Raw genomic sequence first — 15,427 nt, forward strand, 5'->3', positions numbered from 1 at the left:
GACGCGGGACGTGCCGGTGCGGTGGGTCAGCGGACGACGCGGATCGTGATCGTCGCCGACGCCGAGGGCAGGTACGACGTGCTGCCGACGTAGCCGGCGGCGAGCTTGTGCTTGCCCTTCTTGAGCTTCAGCTTCACGGTCGCCTTGCCGCCGGAGAGGGCGACGGTCTTGACGACCTTGCCCTTGTCGGTGATCCGGACGGTGCCGGTCGCGGCGGCCGGGCTGACCTTGACCGTGAGGGTGGCCTTCTTGCCGGCCTTGACCTTGGCCGGCCCGGACAGCGAGGTCTTCGTCGCGGTCTTGACGACCGGCGGGGTGCTGCCGTCGAGGGAGAGGGCGCCGCGCACGATCTTGAACAGCGAGGTGTTCTCGATCGAGGTGTCGAGCGCCGAGGAGCCCGGACCGTAGGCGAAGACCGGGACGTCGGCACCGGTGTGGTTGCCCGAGAGGTAGGTCAGCCAGAGGCTGGCCTGCGGCGTACCGTCCTCGACGCCGGCCGGGTCGTCGGCCGTGCGGAAGGTGGCCGGCGCGAACGCGCTGCGCGAGGAGTCCTTGGTCTGGTTGGTCGGGCGCGACGGCGTCGAGTTGTTCGACGGGTTGCCACCGTCGACGTTGACCGGCGGGGTGCCGGCCTCGGCGTTGGTGAAGCTGCCCTTCTCGATGATGTTGAAGCCGGCGCACTCGTGGTCGGCGGTGACGATGACCAGCGTGTTGCCGTCCTGCTTGGCGAAGTCGAGCGCGACCTTGACCGCGTCGTCGAACGCCTTCATCTCCTCGAGCGTCTGGCTCGCGTCGTTGGCGTGCGAGCGCTTGTCGATGAGCGCGCCCTCGACCTGGAGGTAGAAGCCCTTGTTGCCGGTGGCGGCGCTCTTGGCCTTGAGCAGGTCGATCGCCTTGGTCGTCATGTCGGCGACCGTCGGCTCCTGCGCCTCGGGCGCGCCGGGGTTGGCCTTCTTGAACTTCTCGACCGTCAGGTTGCCCTTGTTGAACAGGCCGAAGACCTTCTGGCCGGTCGCGTTCGCGAGCTCGGTCTTGGTCGCGACGGTCTGCGAGGCGGGCGAGCCGAGGACGGCGTACCCGTTGCTCTCGAGCGCGGTCTGGTCCGCGGCGTCGAAGCGGGAGAGACCGCCGCCGAGGATGACGTCCGCGGTCTGGTTGCGGGCGATCTGGTCGGCGATCGGGGTGACCCGCACGTCGTCGGTCGGCAGCGCCGAGCCGGTGATCGCGGTGTCCTGGCAGCTACCGGCCGAGTACGACGGACCCTGGCAGCCGCGCGCGAGCGCGTGGGACATCTGGCCGGCCGGGGTGGCGTCGGTGATCTCGGCGGTCGACACGTTGCCGGTCGCGAGCCCGGCGGCGTGCGCCTGCTCCATGACGGTCGGCACGACGGTGCCCTTGGCGTCGACGCCGAGGGCGGCGTTGTAGGTCTTCACGCCGGAGGCCCACGCGGTCGCGGCCGAGGCGGAGTCGGTGACGTAGTTCGGGTGGAAGTCAGCCTCGCCGGGCTGGCCCGAGTTCTTCTCGACGGCGTACGTCGCCACCTGGCCGACGGCGGGCATCGTCTCCATGTTGAGCTTGCCGTGCGCGCCGTAGAAGCGCTCGCGGGCGGCGGTGACGTGGGTACGGCCCATGCCGTCGCCGAGCAGGTAGATGACGTTCTTGGCCTTGGTGGGCGCCGCGGCGTCCGCGGTGCTGGCCTGGGCCGCCACGCTGCCGCCGACGCCGGCCACGCCGGCCAGCAGGATCGCTGCCGTGGCCGTGGCCTTGAAGCGAGATCGCATGATGATCGGTTGTCCCTTCCGCCGCGCCGCCGATCGGCGCGGACGGGCGCGACGCTAAGCAGCGTGCGGGTACCGCTCGCCAGCACGAGTTGGCCGGGACGTGTGCGCGACGTGAACGGCTCGCGACGCAGGCTGCGGCATCATGGTCCGGGTGCGGATCTCGGTCGTCGGCAGCTCCGGTGCGGGCAAGACGACGACGGCGCTCCGGATCGCCGGCGCACTCGGGGTGCCCCATGTCGAGCTCGACGCGCTGTTCTGGGGACCGGGCTGGACCGAGGCGAGCGCTGAGCAGCTCCGCGAGCGGGTGGGGGCTGAGACCGCCGGGGACGCCTGGGTGATCGACGGCAACTACCAGAGCAAGCTCGGCACGCTCGTCCGCGACCGTGCCGACCTGGTGGTCTGGCTCGACCCACCGCGCTGGCGGGTGATGGCGCAGTCGCTGACCCGGACCGTGCGCCGCGCAGCGACGGGCGAGGAGCTGTGGTCCGGCAACCGGGAGACCTGGGCGGGTCTGCTGTTCTGGCGGCGCGACTCGATCCTGCGCTGGGCCTGGACGACCTACGGCGGCACGCGGGACCGGTACGCCGCGGCGATGGCCGCCGCTGCTGCGCCGGACGCGCCGGACGCGCCGGACGCGCCGGAAGGCCCGGTCTGGCGGCGGCTGCGCACCCGGCGGGACGTCGATCTCCTCGTCGCGGAGCTCAGCCGGTCGCGAGCTTGAGCGCGACGAGGACCATCGTCGCCGCGATGCAGAGCTCCACGACCTGCCACGCGCGCGGCCGGGCGAGCAGGGGAGCGAGGAGCCGGGCGCCGAAGCCCAGCCCGCTGAACCACAGCACGCTCCCGAGCGCGGCGCCGACGCCGAACCACCAGCGCCCGGCGACCTGTCCGCCGTCGTGGGCGGACGCGATCGAGCCGATGAGGAGCAGCGTGTCGAGGTAGACGTGGGGGTTGAGCCAGGTGAGCAGGAGCGTGCGCCCGACCACGCTGCGCCGGGTCTCGACGGGGGCACCGGTGCCGGCGCCGTCGCCGCCGGCCGCGGTCAGCGACTCCGGACGGAACGCGCGGCGCAGCGACCCCGCGGCGTACCAGAGCAGGAAGGCGACGCCGAGCCAGCGGACGACGTCGAGGGCCCAGCCGGTGCGGTCGACCAGCGCGCCGACGCCGCCCACGCCGGCCGCGATGAGGAGGGCGTCGGACAGGGCGCAGATGAGGACGACGACGCCGACGTGCGAGCGCAGCAGGCCCTGGCGCAGCACGTAGGCGTTCTGCGCGCCGATGGCCACGATGAGGGTCATCGTGGTGACGAGTCCGGCGAGGGCGGGGGCGAGCACGGGGACGAACCTAGGGTCGCGCCGTGGTGAAGGCCAGCAAATGTTCCTACAGGAACATCAGCACTGCTTAACATGAGGAATGCGCTTCGACCCGGCCCAGCTGGAGACCCTCGTCGCGATCACCGAGGAGGGGACGTTCGAGGCCGCCGCCCGGCGCCTGCACGTGACGCCGAGCGCGGTCAGCCAGCGGGTGCGCGCGCTGGAGCAGGCCGCCGGCCAGGTCCTCGTCCGTCGCACGACCCCGGCGACCGTCACGCCGGCCGGTGCGCCGCTGGTCCGGCTCGGGCGCCAGCTGCGGCTGCTCGCGACCGAGGCGGCCGCCGAGCTCGGGACGGGCGAGGTGGTCGACCTCGCCGTCGCGGTCAACGCGGACTCGCTCGCGACCTGGTTCCGGCAGGTGCTGGCCGACGTCGCCCGGCGGCCGGGGACCGCGCTGCGCCTGCACGTCGAGGACCAGGCCTACTCGCACGACCTGCTGCGCCGGGGCGAGGTCCTTGCCGCGGTCACCGACGAGCCGGCGCCCGTGCAGGGCTGCGTCGTCGAGCGGCTCGGCGCGATCCGGTACACGCCCGCTGCCGCACCCTGGCTGGTCGAGCGCCACCGCAAGGGCCGCGGGATCGACTGGGCGGCGATGCCGATCGTCGTCTACAACGAGAAGGACCACCTCCAGGACGACCTGCTCGCCGCGCACGGCGCCGGCCGGCCGCCGGTCGTGCACCGGGTGCCGAGCACGGCGGACTTCCACGCCGCGCTGCGGGCCGGACTGGGCTGGGGGATGCTCCTGGACCCGCAGCTCGACGAGAGCCTCGCGGCGGGGGACGCCGTACGGCTGCCGGGGGCGCGACCGGTCGTCGTACCGCTCTACTGGCAGCGGTGGCGCCTCGACAGCCCGGCGCTCGCCGCCCTCACCGAGGACGTACGACGGGCCGCGCGGGCCGGCCTCAGGCGGACCGCGACGACGACGCCGCGTGCGCCCGCTTGACCAGGTCGACGACCGACTCCCCGTGCCCGCTGGTCGACGTACGCGCCTGGCGGTCGAGCCAGAGCGCCGCGTCGAGCGCGTCGGCCGCGAGGCGGCGCAGGTCGTCCGAGGCGAGCTCGGTGCCGAGCTCGGGCTCGGCGACGGTCGCGGTGAAGGCGCTGTGCTCGCCCGGGCCCTCCTGCCACCAGGTGCGCAGCAGGCCGAACCGCGGTCCCTCGTGCAGCCAGGTGCCGGGGTCCTCCTCGGCGTGCTCGGCCGCGCTGGTGGTGCACCAGGGCGGGCAGTCCGGCCGCTCCTCGTCCCTCTCCATCTCGGTCCCATCGGCAGCCGCGGCCCGGACCTGAGCATTGCTACCGGCGCGTAACCACGGCCCGCGGGCGGTCGTTCCACTGATGTGAAGCGCATCACACTGCTCCTGGTCGCGATCGGCACCGTGCTCGCCTCGTTCGTGGTCCCACCGGACCCGGCGCCGGCCGCTGATCCGTTCACCCGGACGACGCTGCACTTCAAGGTCACGGTCGGGCCGGCCGGCGACAAGACGTGCGACGTCGTGGGCGACGTCTACGTCCCGGCGGGGGCGAGCGCCGCGCGGCGGATGCCGGCCGTGCTGACCACCAACGGCTTCGGCGGCTCCAAGGACGACCAGGCGCCGATGGCGGCGATGCTGGCGCGCCGGGGCTATGTCGTCCTGTCCTACTCGGGCCTCGGGTTCGGCGGCTCCGGCTGCACGATCACCCTCGACGACCCGGCGTACGACGGCAAGGCGGCCAGCCAGCTCGTCAGCTACCTCGGCGGCTCGCCCGGCATCGCCTTCCGGGACGCGGCCCACAAGAGCGCCGCTCCGGCGCTCGCGGTCGTCCAGCGCGACGCGCGCGACCACCGCGGAGTCGCGCGGGCCGACGACCCGCGGGTGGCGACCTTCGGCGGCTCGTACGGTGGCGGGTTCCAGTTCGCGGTCGCCTCGCAGGACGCACGGGTCGACGCGATCGTCCCGGTGATCACCTGGAACGACCTCAGCTACAGCCTCGACCCCAACAGCACCACGCAGGTCTCCGGGGTCTCCACGTCGGTGCCCGGTGCGGCCAAGCTCGTGTGGGCGCTGGCGTTCTCGGGGCTCGGCATGACCGGCGACCTGCAGAACCAGCAGGTCCCGCCCGACCTCCTGCCGTGCCCGAACTTCGCGGCCTACGTGTGCCCCGCGCTGATCACCGCGGGCGTGACCGGATACCTCCAGCCCGCCCACGTGACGGCGCTGCGCAAGGCGTCGGTCGCGTCGTACGTGTCGCGGGTCAGGGTGCCCACGCTGCTGGTGCAGGGCCAGAAGGACACGCTCTTCAACCTCAACGAGGCGGTCGCGACCTACCGCGCCCTCCAGGCCCAGGGCACCGAGACCAAGATGATCTGGCAGCTCGGCGGCCACTCCGGCGCCGGAGCGCCCGGCGAGGTGAGCTGGACCGACCCGGCGGCCGGCTACGTCAGTGCGCGGGTGCTCGCGTGGTTCGAGCGCTACCTCAAGGGGCGCTCGGTCAGCACCGGGCCGGAGTTCGCCTACTTCCGCGACTGGGTGTCCTACCGCGGCAACGCCGGGCCGGCGTACGCCACGTCGGCGGCGTTCCCGGTCGGCCAGCAGCGCACCTGGCGGCTCTCGGGCACCGACGCCCTCGTCGCCGGTACGACGCCCAGCGCGCCGGGCAGCCGCTCCCTCCTCACGCCGCCGGCGGGCCTGCCCACGCGCCTGGACCAGATGGACGTCCTGGGCGGCGTCCTCGGCCCGATCACGGACCTGGTGACCGACCTGCCGGGCACCTCCGCGGCCTGGTCGACGCCCGTCCTGACCACGCCGCTGCGCGTGGCCGGGTCGCCGACGGTGCGGCTCCAGGTGAGCGCGCCGAGCGCGGCGCTCACCCAGAGGCTCGGCCCCCTCGGCCAGCTCGTGCTCTTCGTCAAGGTCGCCGACGTCGGCCCCGACGGCAAGGCGCGGCTGATCAACGGGCTCGAGGCGCCGGTACGGATCCCCGACGTGACCCGGCCGTTCACCGTGCAGCTGCCGGCCATCGTGCACCAGTTCGCGCCCGGGCACCGGTTGCGGCTCGTCGTCGCCGGCGGCTCGCTCAACTACCGCGGCGGCGCCGTCGCGACGCCGGTCAGCATCGCGTCGGGTTCCGCGCAAACCGTCACCCTCCCGGTCGTTCCTTGATCTAACCTGGCGGTGATGAGCACGGATCCGGCCCCTGGGCCGGGCGCCGCCGTCACGGTCAACGGAGCCGCCCGGGCGCTCGTCGGCGCCCAGCCGCCCGTCACCGCGCTCGACTGGTTGCGCGGCCTCGGGCTCACCGGCGCCAAGGAGGGCTGTGCCGAGGGGGAGTGCGGTGCGTGCGCCGTCCTCGTCGCCCGGCCCGGTGTCGACGCCCCGACCGAGTGGACCGCGGTCAACGCCTGCCTGCTGCCGGCCGCCTCGCTCGCCGGCCAGGAGGTCGTGACCGCCGAGGGCCTCGGTACGCCGGCCGCGCTGCACCCGGTGCAGCACGAGATGGCGGTGCGTGGCGGCTCGCAGTGCGGCTACTGCACGCCCGGCTTCGTGTGCAGCATGGCGGCCGAGTTCTACCGCCCCGGCCGCGAGGGGTTCGACCACCACGCGCTCTCGGGCAACCTGTGCCGCTGCACCGGCTACCGCCCGATCGTCGACGCTGCCGAGGCGCTCGGTGCGCCCGCGGCCGACGACCCCCTCGCCGCCCGTACGACGAGCGCCCCGCCGCCCGCTCCGCCCGACCGGATCGGTGGCTGGGCGCGGCCGGCGACCCTCGCCGAGGCGCTGGCCCTGCTGGCCGAGCCGGGCGCGGTCGCGGTCGCGGGCTCGACCGACCTCGGGGTCGAGGCCAACCTGCGCGGGTCCCGGCCGGCGCTGCTGGTGGCGATCGACCGGCTCGACGCGCTGCGCGGGCTGAGCCTCGCCGAGGACGTCGTCGAGATCGGTGCCGCGCTCACGCTGAGCGAGGTCGAGCGCCGGCTCGAGGGGAGAATCCCCTTGCTAGACGCGGTCTTCCCGCAGTTCGCGTCCCGCCTCATCCGCAACGGCGCGACCATCGGCGGCAACCTCGGGACCGGTTCGCCGATCGGCGACCTGCCGCCCGCGCTGCTCGCGCTCGACGCGGAGGTCGTCCTCGTCTCGGCCACCGGCGAGCGGACCGTCCCGCTGACCGGCTACTTCACCGGCTACCGGCAGAGCGTGCGTGCGCCGGGTGAGCTCGTCGCGCGGATCCGGGTGCCGCTGCCGCTGGCCCCGACGACGGCGTTCCACAAGATCGCGAAGCGGCGCTTCGACGACATCTCCTCGGTAGCCGTGGCCTTCGCGCTCGACATCGACCCCGCGACGGGCGTCGTCCGCAGCGCGGCGATCGGGCTCGGCGGGGTCGCCGCGACCCCGATCCGCGCCACCGCGGCCGAGGAGGCGCTGACCGGTGCACCTTGGACGGTCGCGGGCATCGCGCCGGCCGCGGCGGCCCTCGCGGCGACCGGGACCCCGCTCGACGACCACCGCGCCAGTGCGGCGTACCGGCGGGCGATGCTGGGCCAGGCGATCCCGCGGCTGCTCGCCGAGCAGCCCACGCCGACCGGGGAGGTGGCGTCGTGAGCGTGGGCGAGGCACGTCCCCACGAGGCCGCGGCGCTCCACGTCACCGGGCACGCGCTCTACACCGACGACCTCGTGGTCCGGACCCGGCAGGTGCTGCACGCGCACCCCGTCGCCGCGCCCCACGCGCACGCGCGGGTGACCCGGCTCGACGCCGCGCCGGCGTACGGGATCCCTGGTGTGGGGCGGGTCCTGACCGCCGCGGACGTGCCGGGCGTCAACGACTCGGGGACCAAGCACGACGAGCCGCTGTTCCCCGGCGAGGTGATGTTCCACGGGCAGGCGGTCGCCTGGGTGTTGGGCGAGACGCTCGAGTCGGCGCGGCTCGGCGCGGCCGCGGTCGTCGCCGAGTACGAGCCGCTGCCCTCGCTGGTCACGATCGCCGACGCCATCGCCGCCGAGAGCTTCCAGGGCGCTCGCCCGACGATGGTCCGCGGTGACGTCGACGCCGGACTCGCCGCCAGCACGCGGGTCTTCGAGGGCGTCACCGAGTTCGCCGGGCAGGAGCACTTCTACCTCGAGACCCACGCCTCGCTGGCCCACGTCGACGACGACGGCCAGGTCTTCGTCCAGTCGAGCACGCAGCACCCGACCGAGACCCAGGAGATCGTCGCCCACGTGCTCGGCCTCGCGAGCCACCAGGTGACCGTCCAGTGCCTGCGGATGGGCGGTGGGTTCGGGGGCAAGGAGATGCAGCCCCACGGCTACGCCGCCGTCGCCGCGCTGGGGGCGACGCTGACCGGACGGCCGGTGCGGGTGCGGCTGACCCGCCAGCAGGACATGACGATGAGCGGCAAGCGGCACGGCTTCCACGCGACGTGGCGGGTGGGCTTCGACGACGACGGCCGGCTGCAGGCGCTGGAGGCGACGCTCACCTCCGAGGGCGGCTGGAGTCTCGACCTCTCCGAGCCGGTGCTCTCGCGCGCGCTGTGCCACGTCGACAACGCGTACTGGATCCCCAACGTCCACGTGCAGGGGCGGATCGCGCGCACCCACACGACCTCCCAGACGGCGTTCCGCGGCTTCGGCGGTCCCCAGGGGATGCTCGTCGTCGAGGACGTCCTCGGCCGCTGCGCGCCGGCGCTCGGGATCGCGCCCGAGGAGCTGCGCCGCCGCAACTTCTACGTCGAGGGCCAGGCCACGCCCTACGGGCAGCCCGTCCGGCACGCGGAGCGCATCGACCGCGCGTGGCAGCAGGTGCTCGACACCAGCGAGTTCGCCGTACGCCGCAAGGACATCGACCGGCACAACGCCCAGAACCCCCATTCCAAGCGGGGTCTGGCGATCACGCCGGTGAAGTTCGGCATCTCGTTCAACTTCACCTCGTTCAACCAGGCCGGTGCGCTCGTGCACGTCTACAAGGACGGCTCGGTCCTCATCAACCACGGCGGAACCGAGATGGGCCAGGGCCTGCACACCAAGATGCTCCAGGTGGCGGCCACCGCGTTCGGGCTGCCGATCGAGCGTGTCCGGCTCGCGCCGACCCGGACCGACAAGGTGCCCAACACCTCGGCCACGGCGGCCAGCTCGGGAGCCGACCTCAACGGCGCGGCCGTCCGCGACGCCTGCCTGCAGATCCTCGCCCGGCTGGTGCCCGTGCGCGAGCGCCTCGACGCCGCCGCCACCTGGGAGGACGTCGTCCGTGCGGCCTACCTCGACCGGGTCCAGCTCTGGGCGGCAGGCTTCTACCGCACCGAGGGGCTCTCCTGGGACGCCACGACGATGAGCGGGAACCCGTTCAAGTACTTCGCCTACGGCGTGGCCGCCGCCGAGGTCGAGGTCGACGGCTTCACCGGCGGCTACGAGGTGCGCCGCGTCGACATCGTGCACGACGTCGGCGACAGCCTCTCGCCGCTGGTCGACATCGGCCAGATCGAGGGCGGGTTCCTGCAGGGCGTGGGCTGGCTGACGCTCGAGGACCTGCGCTGGGACAGCTCGGACGGGCCGAACCGGGGGCGCCTCGCGACGCAGGCGGCGTCGACGTACAAGCTGCCGAGCCTGTCGGAGCTCCCCGCCGACCTGCGTGTCACACTGCTGGCCCACGCGACCGAGGACGGCGTGGTGCACGGGTCCAAGGCGGTCGGCGAACCGCCCTTGATGCTGGCCTTCTCGGTGCGCGAGGCGCTGCGCGACGCGGTCGGCGCGTTCGGCCCGGGCGGGATCCCGGTCGAGCTGGCCTCGCCCGCGACGCCGGAGGCGGTCTGGTGGGCGATCGAGCGGGTGCGCCGATGACCGACTGGCTGCGCGCGCTCCAGCACCTGCGCGAGACCCGCGTACCGGCGGTGCTCGTGACGATCAGCGAGGTGCGCGGTCATGCGCCCAGGGAGGCGGGCGCCAAGCTCGTCGTGTCACCCGACGCGACCTGGGGGAGCATCGGTGGCGGCAACCTCGAGGAGGTCGCCGTACGACGGGCGCGGGCCCTGCTGGCCGATCCGGGCGCCGCTGTGCTGACCGAGCGGCACGACCTCTCCGACCGGGCGCCCGTCGAGCACGGCGTGCAGTGCTGCGGCGGCGAGGTGACGCTGCTCTACGAGCCCGTGCCCGTGCGCCGCGCGATCGCGGTGTTCGGCATGGGCCACGTCGGCTTCGAGCTGGCGCTGCTGCTCAGCCGGCACGACGTCGAGCTGCACCTCGTCGACTCCCGCGCGGACCAGGTGACCGCCGACCGGACGGCTCCGCTGCGGACCGGGCCGGCCGACGTACGGATCCACCAGGTGCCGGTGCTGCCCGAGCTCGTCGTCGCGGACCTGCCGCCGGGGTGCGACGTCCTGGTGCTCACCCACGACCACGCCGAGGACCTCGCCCTGCTCGACGCGCTCCTGCGCTCCGACGTACCGGGGTCGATCGGCCTCATCGGGTCGAGCGCCAAGTGGGTGCGCTTCCGCGCCAAGCTGGCGGACCTCGGGCACGACGCGAGCTCGATCGACCGCGTGCGTACGCCGATCGGTGCGCCCGGCCCGCTCGGCAAGGAGCCGGCGACGATCGCGTTGGCGGTGGCCGTCGAGCTGCTCGCAGCTGCGCGGTTTCCGCGGTTCCGCCCGGTGCGCGAGACCCCTACTTTTTAGGGTCGACGGGCCGACCGGCCCGTCGATGACGCACCAGCACGCTGATCCCCCCCTAAGGACTCGGGTCTCTTGAGCACACCGCACCCTGGCATGCCCCCGTACGGACCGCCGTCCGGACCACCGCCCCGCCGGGGCCCGGGTCGCACTCTGGCCTGGCTGGCCGCGGGTCTCGTGCTCGTCCTGCTCGTGCTCGGCGCCGTCGCGCTGGTCGTCCGCAACGACTCCGGTGACGACGGGGACTCCGGCAGCGCCGACGACGAGTCGGGCGACGTCGCGCGCGAGGCGTCCTGTGACGCCTACCGCGACGTGGTGCAGAGCTCCGAGCTCTGGTCTGCCGCCGATGCCGACCCGGACCGCCTGCAGGAGATGTACGACGCCGTGCTGGCCGACATCGCGACCGCGGGCGACGACGAGATGGCGGCGCTGGTCACCGACGAGGCCACGGTCGTCGTCTCCTACTACCGCGCACTCGCGGACTGGAAGCAGGAGACGGAGGACGCCGTGCGCCGGGGGGAGTACCCCGACACGACCGTGCCGACCGAGATCACCTCCCAGCGGGGTGAGATCACCCGCACGCAGGGTGCCGTCGTGGAGGCCTGCCCGTGACCCAGCGCAGGTTCCCCTGGCTGGCTGTCCTCGGCTCGCTCGGGCTCGTCGTCGTGCTCGTCGTCGGCCTCGTCGTCGTGCTGGCGCGGGGCGGGGACGACGACCGTCCCGACGACGAGCGGCGGAGCGGGAGCCAGGCGGATGCCCTGCGCGACCGCGTGCTCAACGAGGGGCGCACGGAGCTCCCCACCACGGCGGCCGTCGAGAACGCCGTACCGGGCTACGACTACACCGAGGCCCTGACCGGCGTCGGGGTCGACGCCGACCTCACGGTCCCCGCCGACCATGACGCCACCGACCAGATCGAGGTCTACGCCGACGCGGCGCTCACCAAGCCCGTGCCGGCGCTCGTCCTGCCCGACCCGACCTCGCCCTCCTCGGAGCCGCGGCTGGCCGTCAAGCCGGTCCAGGTGCGGCGCGCGCACATCACCCGCCAGAACGGCCAGGCGAGTGCCACGGTGGCCGACCTCGGCACCTACTGGAACCTCAACCCCGAGGTGTACGTCGTCCAGCAGCTCAACCCCGATGGCAGCAAGCGGTCACGTCCGCTGGTCACCGAGGTGAGCTTCGTCGCCGAGACGCCGTCGCCGGCGCAGGTCGCCGCGACCGTCTCCGCGCAGGGCGACGCGCTCCTCGAGTGGTCGCCGGTCGAGGGAGCGACCGAGTACGCGGTGGTCCTGCAGCAGCGGCGGGGCAGCAACCTCGTCGGCACGGTGCGGGTGATCGGGCGCACGACCGAGACGACGTGGTCGTCGGAGGAGACGGCGGTGTGCCGCACGGTCTCCTGCACGCAGAACGAGGCGCTGCGGCTCACCACGGTCGACGCGTCGACCATGGCCTCGAACCCGACCCTCGTCGGGGAGGAGATCGACGCCCGACTGGGCGTCGTCGCGGTCGTGGACCGCAAGCCGTCGGCGCTGGCCGCGGTCGACCTCACCGGCCTCGAGACGCTCCCCGTCCGCTCCGACCGGAAGTGGGACGGCGGCGCCGACATCTGGAACCGCGGCCTGGCATCCCTGCCGAGCCGCTTCCTGTTCGCCTCGGTCGACGGATCGACCCGCGCGACGGGAGCGTCCATCGACCGCGCGGACGTCCGGCGCAAGGGCCGCTGGTGGGAGGTCCCGCTGCAGGGCCAGGGCACCCGGTTGCTCGAGACCGTCCGGATCCCCGTCGACGCCGTCAAGGACATCGACGCCGAGGTCGCGGCGTTCAACGCCCGGGCGCAGCGGGACTACCCGAAGGCGGGTCTGCTCAGGTCGAGCATCGTGATCGACGTCGGGGACCCGAGGAAGCCCGGCCCCGAGCTGCCGAAGCCGACGTACCCGGTCTTCGGCAGCAACGACCTGTCGACGTTCATCGCCGAACAGCTCGTCGCCGGCGCGACCGACATCGACCTCTCCGCGTTCGACGACCAGCCCGGGCTGCCCGACGTCCAGGACGCGTGGCGCGAGGCGGTCTACCAGAATCCCTACGCCCTGGCGTACTTCGACCGCTACACGTACGACGGCAGTGTCCTCCACGTCCAGCCGGCCTACCCGGCGGCCGAGAAGCAGCGCCGACAGCAGAGGATCGCGGACCGGGCCGAGGAGATCGTGAGGAGCGAGATCACGGCGGGGATGAGCGTGGCGGACAAGGTGCGCGCCCTCAACCGCTATCTGGTGGACCAGGGTGAGTACGACGACGCCGCGATCGCCGGCTCGCCGGGCAAGTACCGGTCCGACATCCCGGCCCGGCTCCGCTACGCCTGGGAGCCGGACGGCATCCTGCTCTCCGGCACGGGTGTCTGCATGAGCTATGCCTATGCCTTCGACGTGCTCGCCGAGGAGGCCGGCATCGAGTCGGTGGTCGTCACCGGGGACCTGGCCGACGGCGGTGCGCACGCATGGAACAAGGTGCGGATCGGCAACAGCTGGCGGGCGGTGGACGTGACGTGGAACGACCCCGGTGGTCGCTGGACCTCGCCGCGCGGCGACCGGTACCTGATGATCCGCGACGCGCAGTTCACCGGCGACGCCCTGCGGTCCGAGGACGACGACTGGATGTCCGACGGCTTCCTCCGCGACTACCCCACCCGCTGACGGCCGGATCGAGGACGACGTGAGCAGTCCGTACGCCGACGAGGGCGCCCAGGCCCGTGCCGCGTTCCAGGGCTACTGGGCGGCGCCCGCCGGGGCCGTCCCGGTCTGGTTGCTCGTCGAGGACGGCCGACTCGCGCTGCTGGCGCCGGGCCACGGGCCGTCGGGCTATGTCGACGTGTTCCGGGTGCCCGTCCACCAGGCGCGGGTTTCCTCGGCCGCCCAGCGCATCACCGTGACCGTCGGCGGCACCTCCTACCCGGTGCTCGCCCGGCCGATCGGGCCGGTGATCGGTGCGGCGCTGGGCGTCGCCGGCGCCACGGCCACACGAGCCGGCAACCTCGCCGCCGACGCATCGGCGTTCTCGCGCCAGGGTGGCCCGGCGCTGCTCGCGGCCCTCCGTCAGTCCGGTACGCCCGCGCGCCGGATCGGCTACGCCCCGTTGCTGGCGATCGGCTTCGTGGTCGGCCTGCTCCTCGCGCTGCTCGTCACGGTCGTCACCGTGGCGGCCATCGCCTAGTAGGCCGTGCGCTCCTCGTGCGCGAGCCACGCGTCGAACGGCGCGGTCGCGTCGGGCGGGCGGACGTTGGCGATCGCCATCGACCACTCCGAGCGCGGCCGGTCGAACAGCTCGTAGAACGCGCGGTCGTCGAAGCCGCCCCGTGCGGCGTCGTCGCGGTCGGCGGCGTAGACGACGCGGTCGAGCCGGGCCCACAGCGAGGCCGAGAGACACAGCGGGCAGGGCTCGCACGAGGTGTAGAGCACGCAGCCCGTGAGCTCGAACGTCGCGAGCGCCGTGCACGCGGTCCGGATCGCCATCACCTCGGCGTGCGCGGTCGGGTCGAGGTTGCGGGTCACCCGATTCTGCCCGGTGGCCACGACCGCGCCGTCGCGGACGATCACGGCACCGAAGGGCCCGCCGCCGTCGGCCACGTTGGCCGTCGCCAGGTCGATCGCCTGCGCCAGCCAGGTCTCCTCGCTCATGGCGCCATTCAACCCTGTGACGCCACCAGCCGCTCCATGACGAGCCGCAACGCCCGGACGACCGTCTGCACCGAGCGCCGGCGCAGGGTCTCGGGGCGGGCGAGGACGTCGATGGTGCGGCTGGTGCTGAGGCCGTGGAGGGGGCGGAGCACCACGTCGTCGTACGGGTGGGACGCGGTGTAGCGGGGCAGCAGCCCGATCCCGGAGCCCGCCGCGACGAGCGCCGCGACCGCGCCGTAGTCGTTGACCCGGTGCACGACCTCGGCGGGCCGGCTGGCCAGCGCGGCGACGGCGGTGAGGACGTCGTCGGGGGAGTAGCCCACGCGGCTGGTGACCCAGCGCTCGCCGATCACGTCGCGCGGACGCAGCGTGCGCTTGCGGGCGAGGGGGTGGGTGGCGGGCAGTGCGACGTCCAGCGGCTCCCGGGCCAGGTGGACGACGTGGAGGTCGGCGCCCGGCCAGGGCGGGCTGTGCTCCATGCGGTGCGCGAGCACGAGGTCGTATTGCGCGGTGAGGGCGGGGAAGTCGCTCTGGGCGACGTCCTCGTCCGCCAGCCGCAGGTCCGGTACGCCGGGCCCGTCGCCGAGTGCCCGCAGCAGCGGCCCGAAGAGGGCCTGGCCGGCGCTGTGGAAGCTGCTCAGCGTGACGGTGCCGCCCGCGCGGTGCTCGAACTCCTCGACGGCGCTCTGCGCGGCCGCCATCGCGTCGATGACGCCCGCCCCGGCCTGGGCGAGCACCTGGCCCGCGTCGGTGAGCGTGAGCACCCGGCCCTCGCGCCGGGTCAGCGGGGTCGCGAACTGCCGCTGGAGGGCCGCGAGGTGCTGCGAGACGGCCGAGGGGGAGACGTGCAGCGCCTCGGCCACGGCGGTGACGCTGCCGAGTGCCCCGAGCTCGCGCAGGACGGTCAGCTGGTGCAGCTCCATGGCGGTCAGCCTACTGTGAAGTGATCACTTAAAGGACGTTGCAGAAA

Annotated in this window: 14 protein-coding genes; 9 read left to right on the forward strand and 5 right to left on the reverse strand. The window is 73.6% G+C overall.

The genetic code is table 11. The annotated features are described in order from the left end of the window. Nucleotides 1-26: 26 nt before the first annotated feature. Nucleotides 27-1,781: an alkaline phosphatase gene (locus CCO04_RS13315; RefSeq protein ID WP_215814610.1), complete on the reverse strand. Its 1,755-nt coding sequence runs from the start codon at nt 1,779-1,781 to the stop codon at nt 27-29. A 151-nt stretch (nt 1,782-1,932) separates the two neighbouring features. Here CCO04_RS13315 and CCO04_RS13320 point away from each other — a divergent pair, with 151 nt between their 5' ends. After that, nucleotides 1,933-2,502, forward strand: a complete 570-nt coding sequence (locus tag CCO04_RS13320; protein ID WP_215814611.1) for an AAA family ATPase — start codon at nt 1,933-1,935, stop codon at nt 2,500-2,502. Here the strand turns inward: CCO04_RS13320 and CCO04_RS13325 are convergent. Continuing rightward, nucleotides 2,483-3,115, reverse strand: coding sequence for a LysE/ArgO family amino acid transporter (locus CCO04_RS13325; protein ID WP_215814612.1), 633 nt, complete (start codon nt 3,113-3,115; stop codon nt 2,483-2,485). The two genes, CCO04_RS13320 and CCO04_RS13325, sit on opposite strands and share 20 nt — an antisense overlap. Before the next feature lie 79 nt (nt 3,116-3,194). Between CCO04_RS13325 and CCO04_RS13330 the strand changes: the two genes are divergently transcribed. Further along, nucleotides 3,195-4,097, forward strand: coding sequence for a LysR family transcriptional regulator ArgP (locus CCO04_RS13330; RefSeq protein ID WP_215814613.1), 903 nt, complete (start codon nt 3,195-3,197; stop codon nt 4,095-4,097). On the opposite strand, the gene CCO04_RS13335 is transcribed toward CCO04_RS13330, so the two are convergent. Beyond that, nucleotides 4,057-4,407 carry a hypothetical protein gene (locus CCO04_RS13335; RefSeq protein ID WP_215814614.1) on the reverse strand — a complete coding sequence of 117 codons (351 nt, stop codon included), beginning with the start codon at nt 4,405-4,407 and terminating at the stop codon, nt 4,057-4,059. The genes CCO04_RS13330 and CCO04_RS13335 overlap by 41 nt on opposite strands. Nucleotides 4,408-4,491: 84 nt before the next feature. Between CCO04_RS13335 and CCO04_RS13340 the strand changes: the two genes are divergently transcribed. The 7 genes from CCO04_RS13340 to CCO04_RS13370 all read left to right on the forward strand — a co-directional run bounded on the left by CCO04_RS13340 (nt 4,492) and on the right by CCO04_RS13370 (nt 13,993). Further along, nucleotides 4,492-6,294 carry an alpha/beta fold hydrolase gene (locus CCO04_RS13340; protein WP_215814615.1) on the forward strand — a complete coding sequence of 601 codons (1,803 nt, stop codon included), beginning with the start codon at nt 4,492-4,494 and terminating at the stop codon, nt 6,292-6,294. 15 nt (nt 6,295-6,309) lie between these two features. Then, on the forward strand, nt 6,310-7,728 hold the full coding sequence (locus CCO04_RS13345) for a xanthine dehydrogenase small subunit (RefSeq protein WP_215814616.1): 1,419 nt from the start codon (nt 6,310-6,312) through the stop codon (nt 7,726-7,728). Further along, nucleotides 7,725-9,959 (forward strand): xanthine dehydrogenase molybdopterin binding subunit, encoded by a 2,235-nt coding sequence (gene xdhB, locus CCO04_RS13350; RefSeq protein WP_308281202.1) that lies wholly within the window; start codon nt 7,725-7,727, stop codon nt 9,957-9,959. Before CCO04_RS13345 ends, xdhB begins: the two co-directional genes overlap by 4 nt. After that, nucleotides 9,956-10,792, forward strand: coding sequence for a xanthine dehydrogenase accessory protein XdhC (gene xdhC / locus CCO04_RS13355; protein WP_215814617.1), 837 nt, complete (start codon nt 9,956-9,958; stop codon nt 10,790-10,792). Before xdhB ends, xdhC begins: the two co-directional genes overlap by 4 nt. 171 nt (nt 10,793-10,963) lie before the next feature. Continuing rightward, complete coding sequence (locus CCO04_RS13360) at nt 10,964-11,398, forward strand: hypothetical protein (RefSeq protein ID WP_215814618.1); 435 nt, start codon at nt 10,964-10,966, stop codon at nt 11,396-11,398. Continuing rightward, on the forward strand, nt 11,395-13,476 hold the full coding sequence (locus CCO04_RS29805) for a transglutaminase domain-containing protein (protein ID WP_215814619.1): 2,082 nt from the start codon (nt 11,395-11,397) through the stop codon (nt 13,474-13,476). The genes CCO04_RS13360 and CCO04_RS29805 overlap by 4 nt, the downstream gene beginning before the upstream one ends. A gap of 19 nt (nt 13,477-13,495) precedes the next feature. Beyond that, nucleotides 13,496-13,993, forward strand: coding sequence for a hypothetical protein (locus CCO04_RS13370; protein WP_215814620.1), 498 nt, complete (start codon nt 13,496-13,498; stop codon nt 13,991-13,993). Here CCO04_RS13370 and CCO04_RS13375 read toward each other — a convergent pair. Further along, nucleotides 13,990-14,457 carry a nucleoside deaminase gene (locus tag CCO04_RS13375; protein WP_215814621.1) on the reverse strand — a complete coding sequence of 156 codons (468 nt, stop codon included), beginning with the start codon at nt 14,455-14,457 and terminating at the stop codon, nt 13,990-13,992. The genes CCO04_RS13370 and CCO04_RS13375 overlap by 4 nt on opposite strands. An 8-nt stretch (nt 14,458-14,465) precedes the next feature. Continuing rightward, nucleotides 14,466-15,380 (reverse strand): LysR family transcriptional regulator, encoded by a 915-nt coding sequence (locus CCO04_RS13380; RefSeq protein ID WP_215814622.1) that lies wholly within the window; start codon nt 15,378-15,380, stop codon nt 14,466-14,468. Nucleotides 15,381-15,427 lie beyond the last annotated feature (47 nt).

The organism is Pimelobacter sp. 30-1 (genome assembly GCF_018831735.1).
Classification (GTDB): domain Bacteria; phylum Actinomycetota; class Actinomycetes; order Propionibacteriales; family Nocardioidaceae; genus Nocardioides.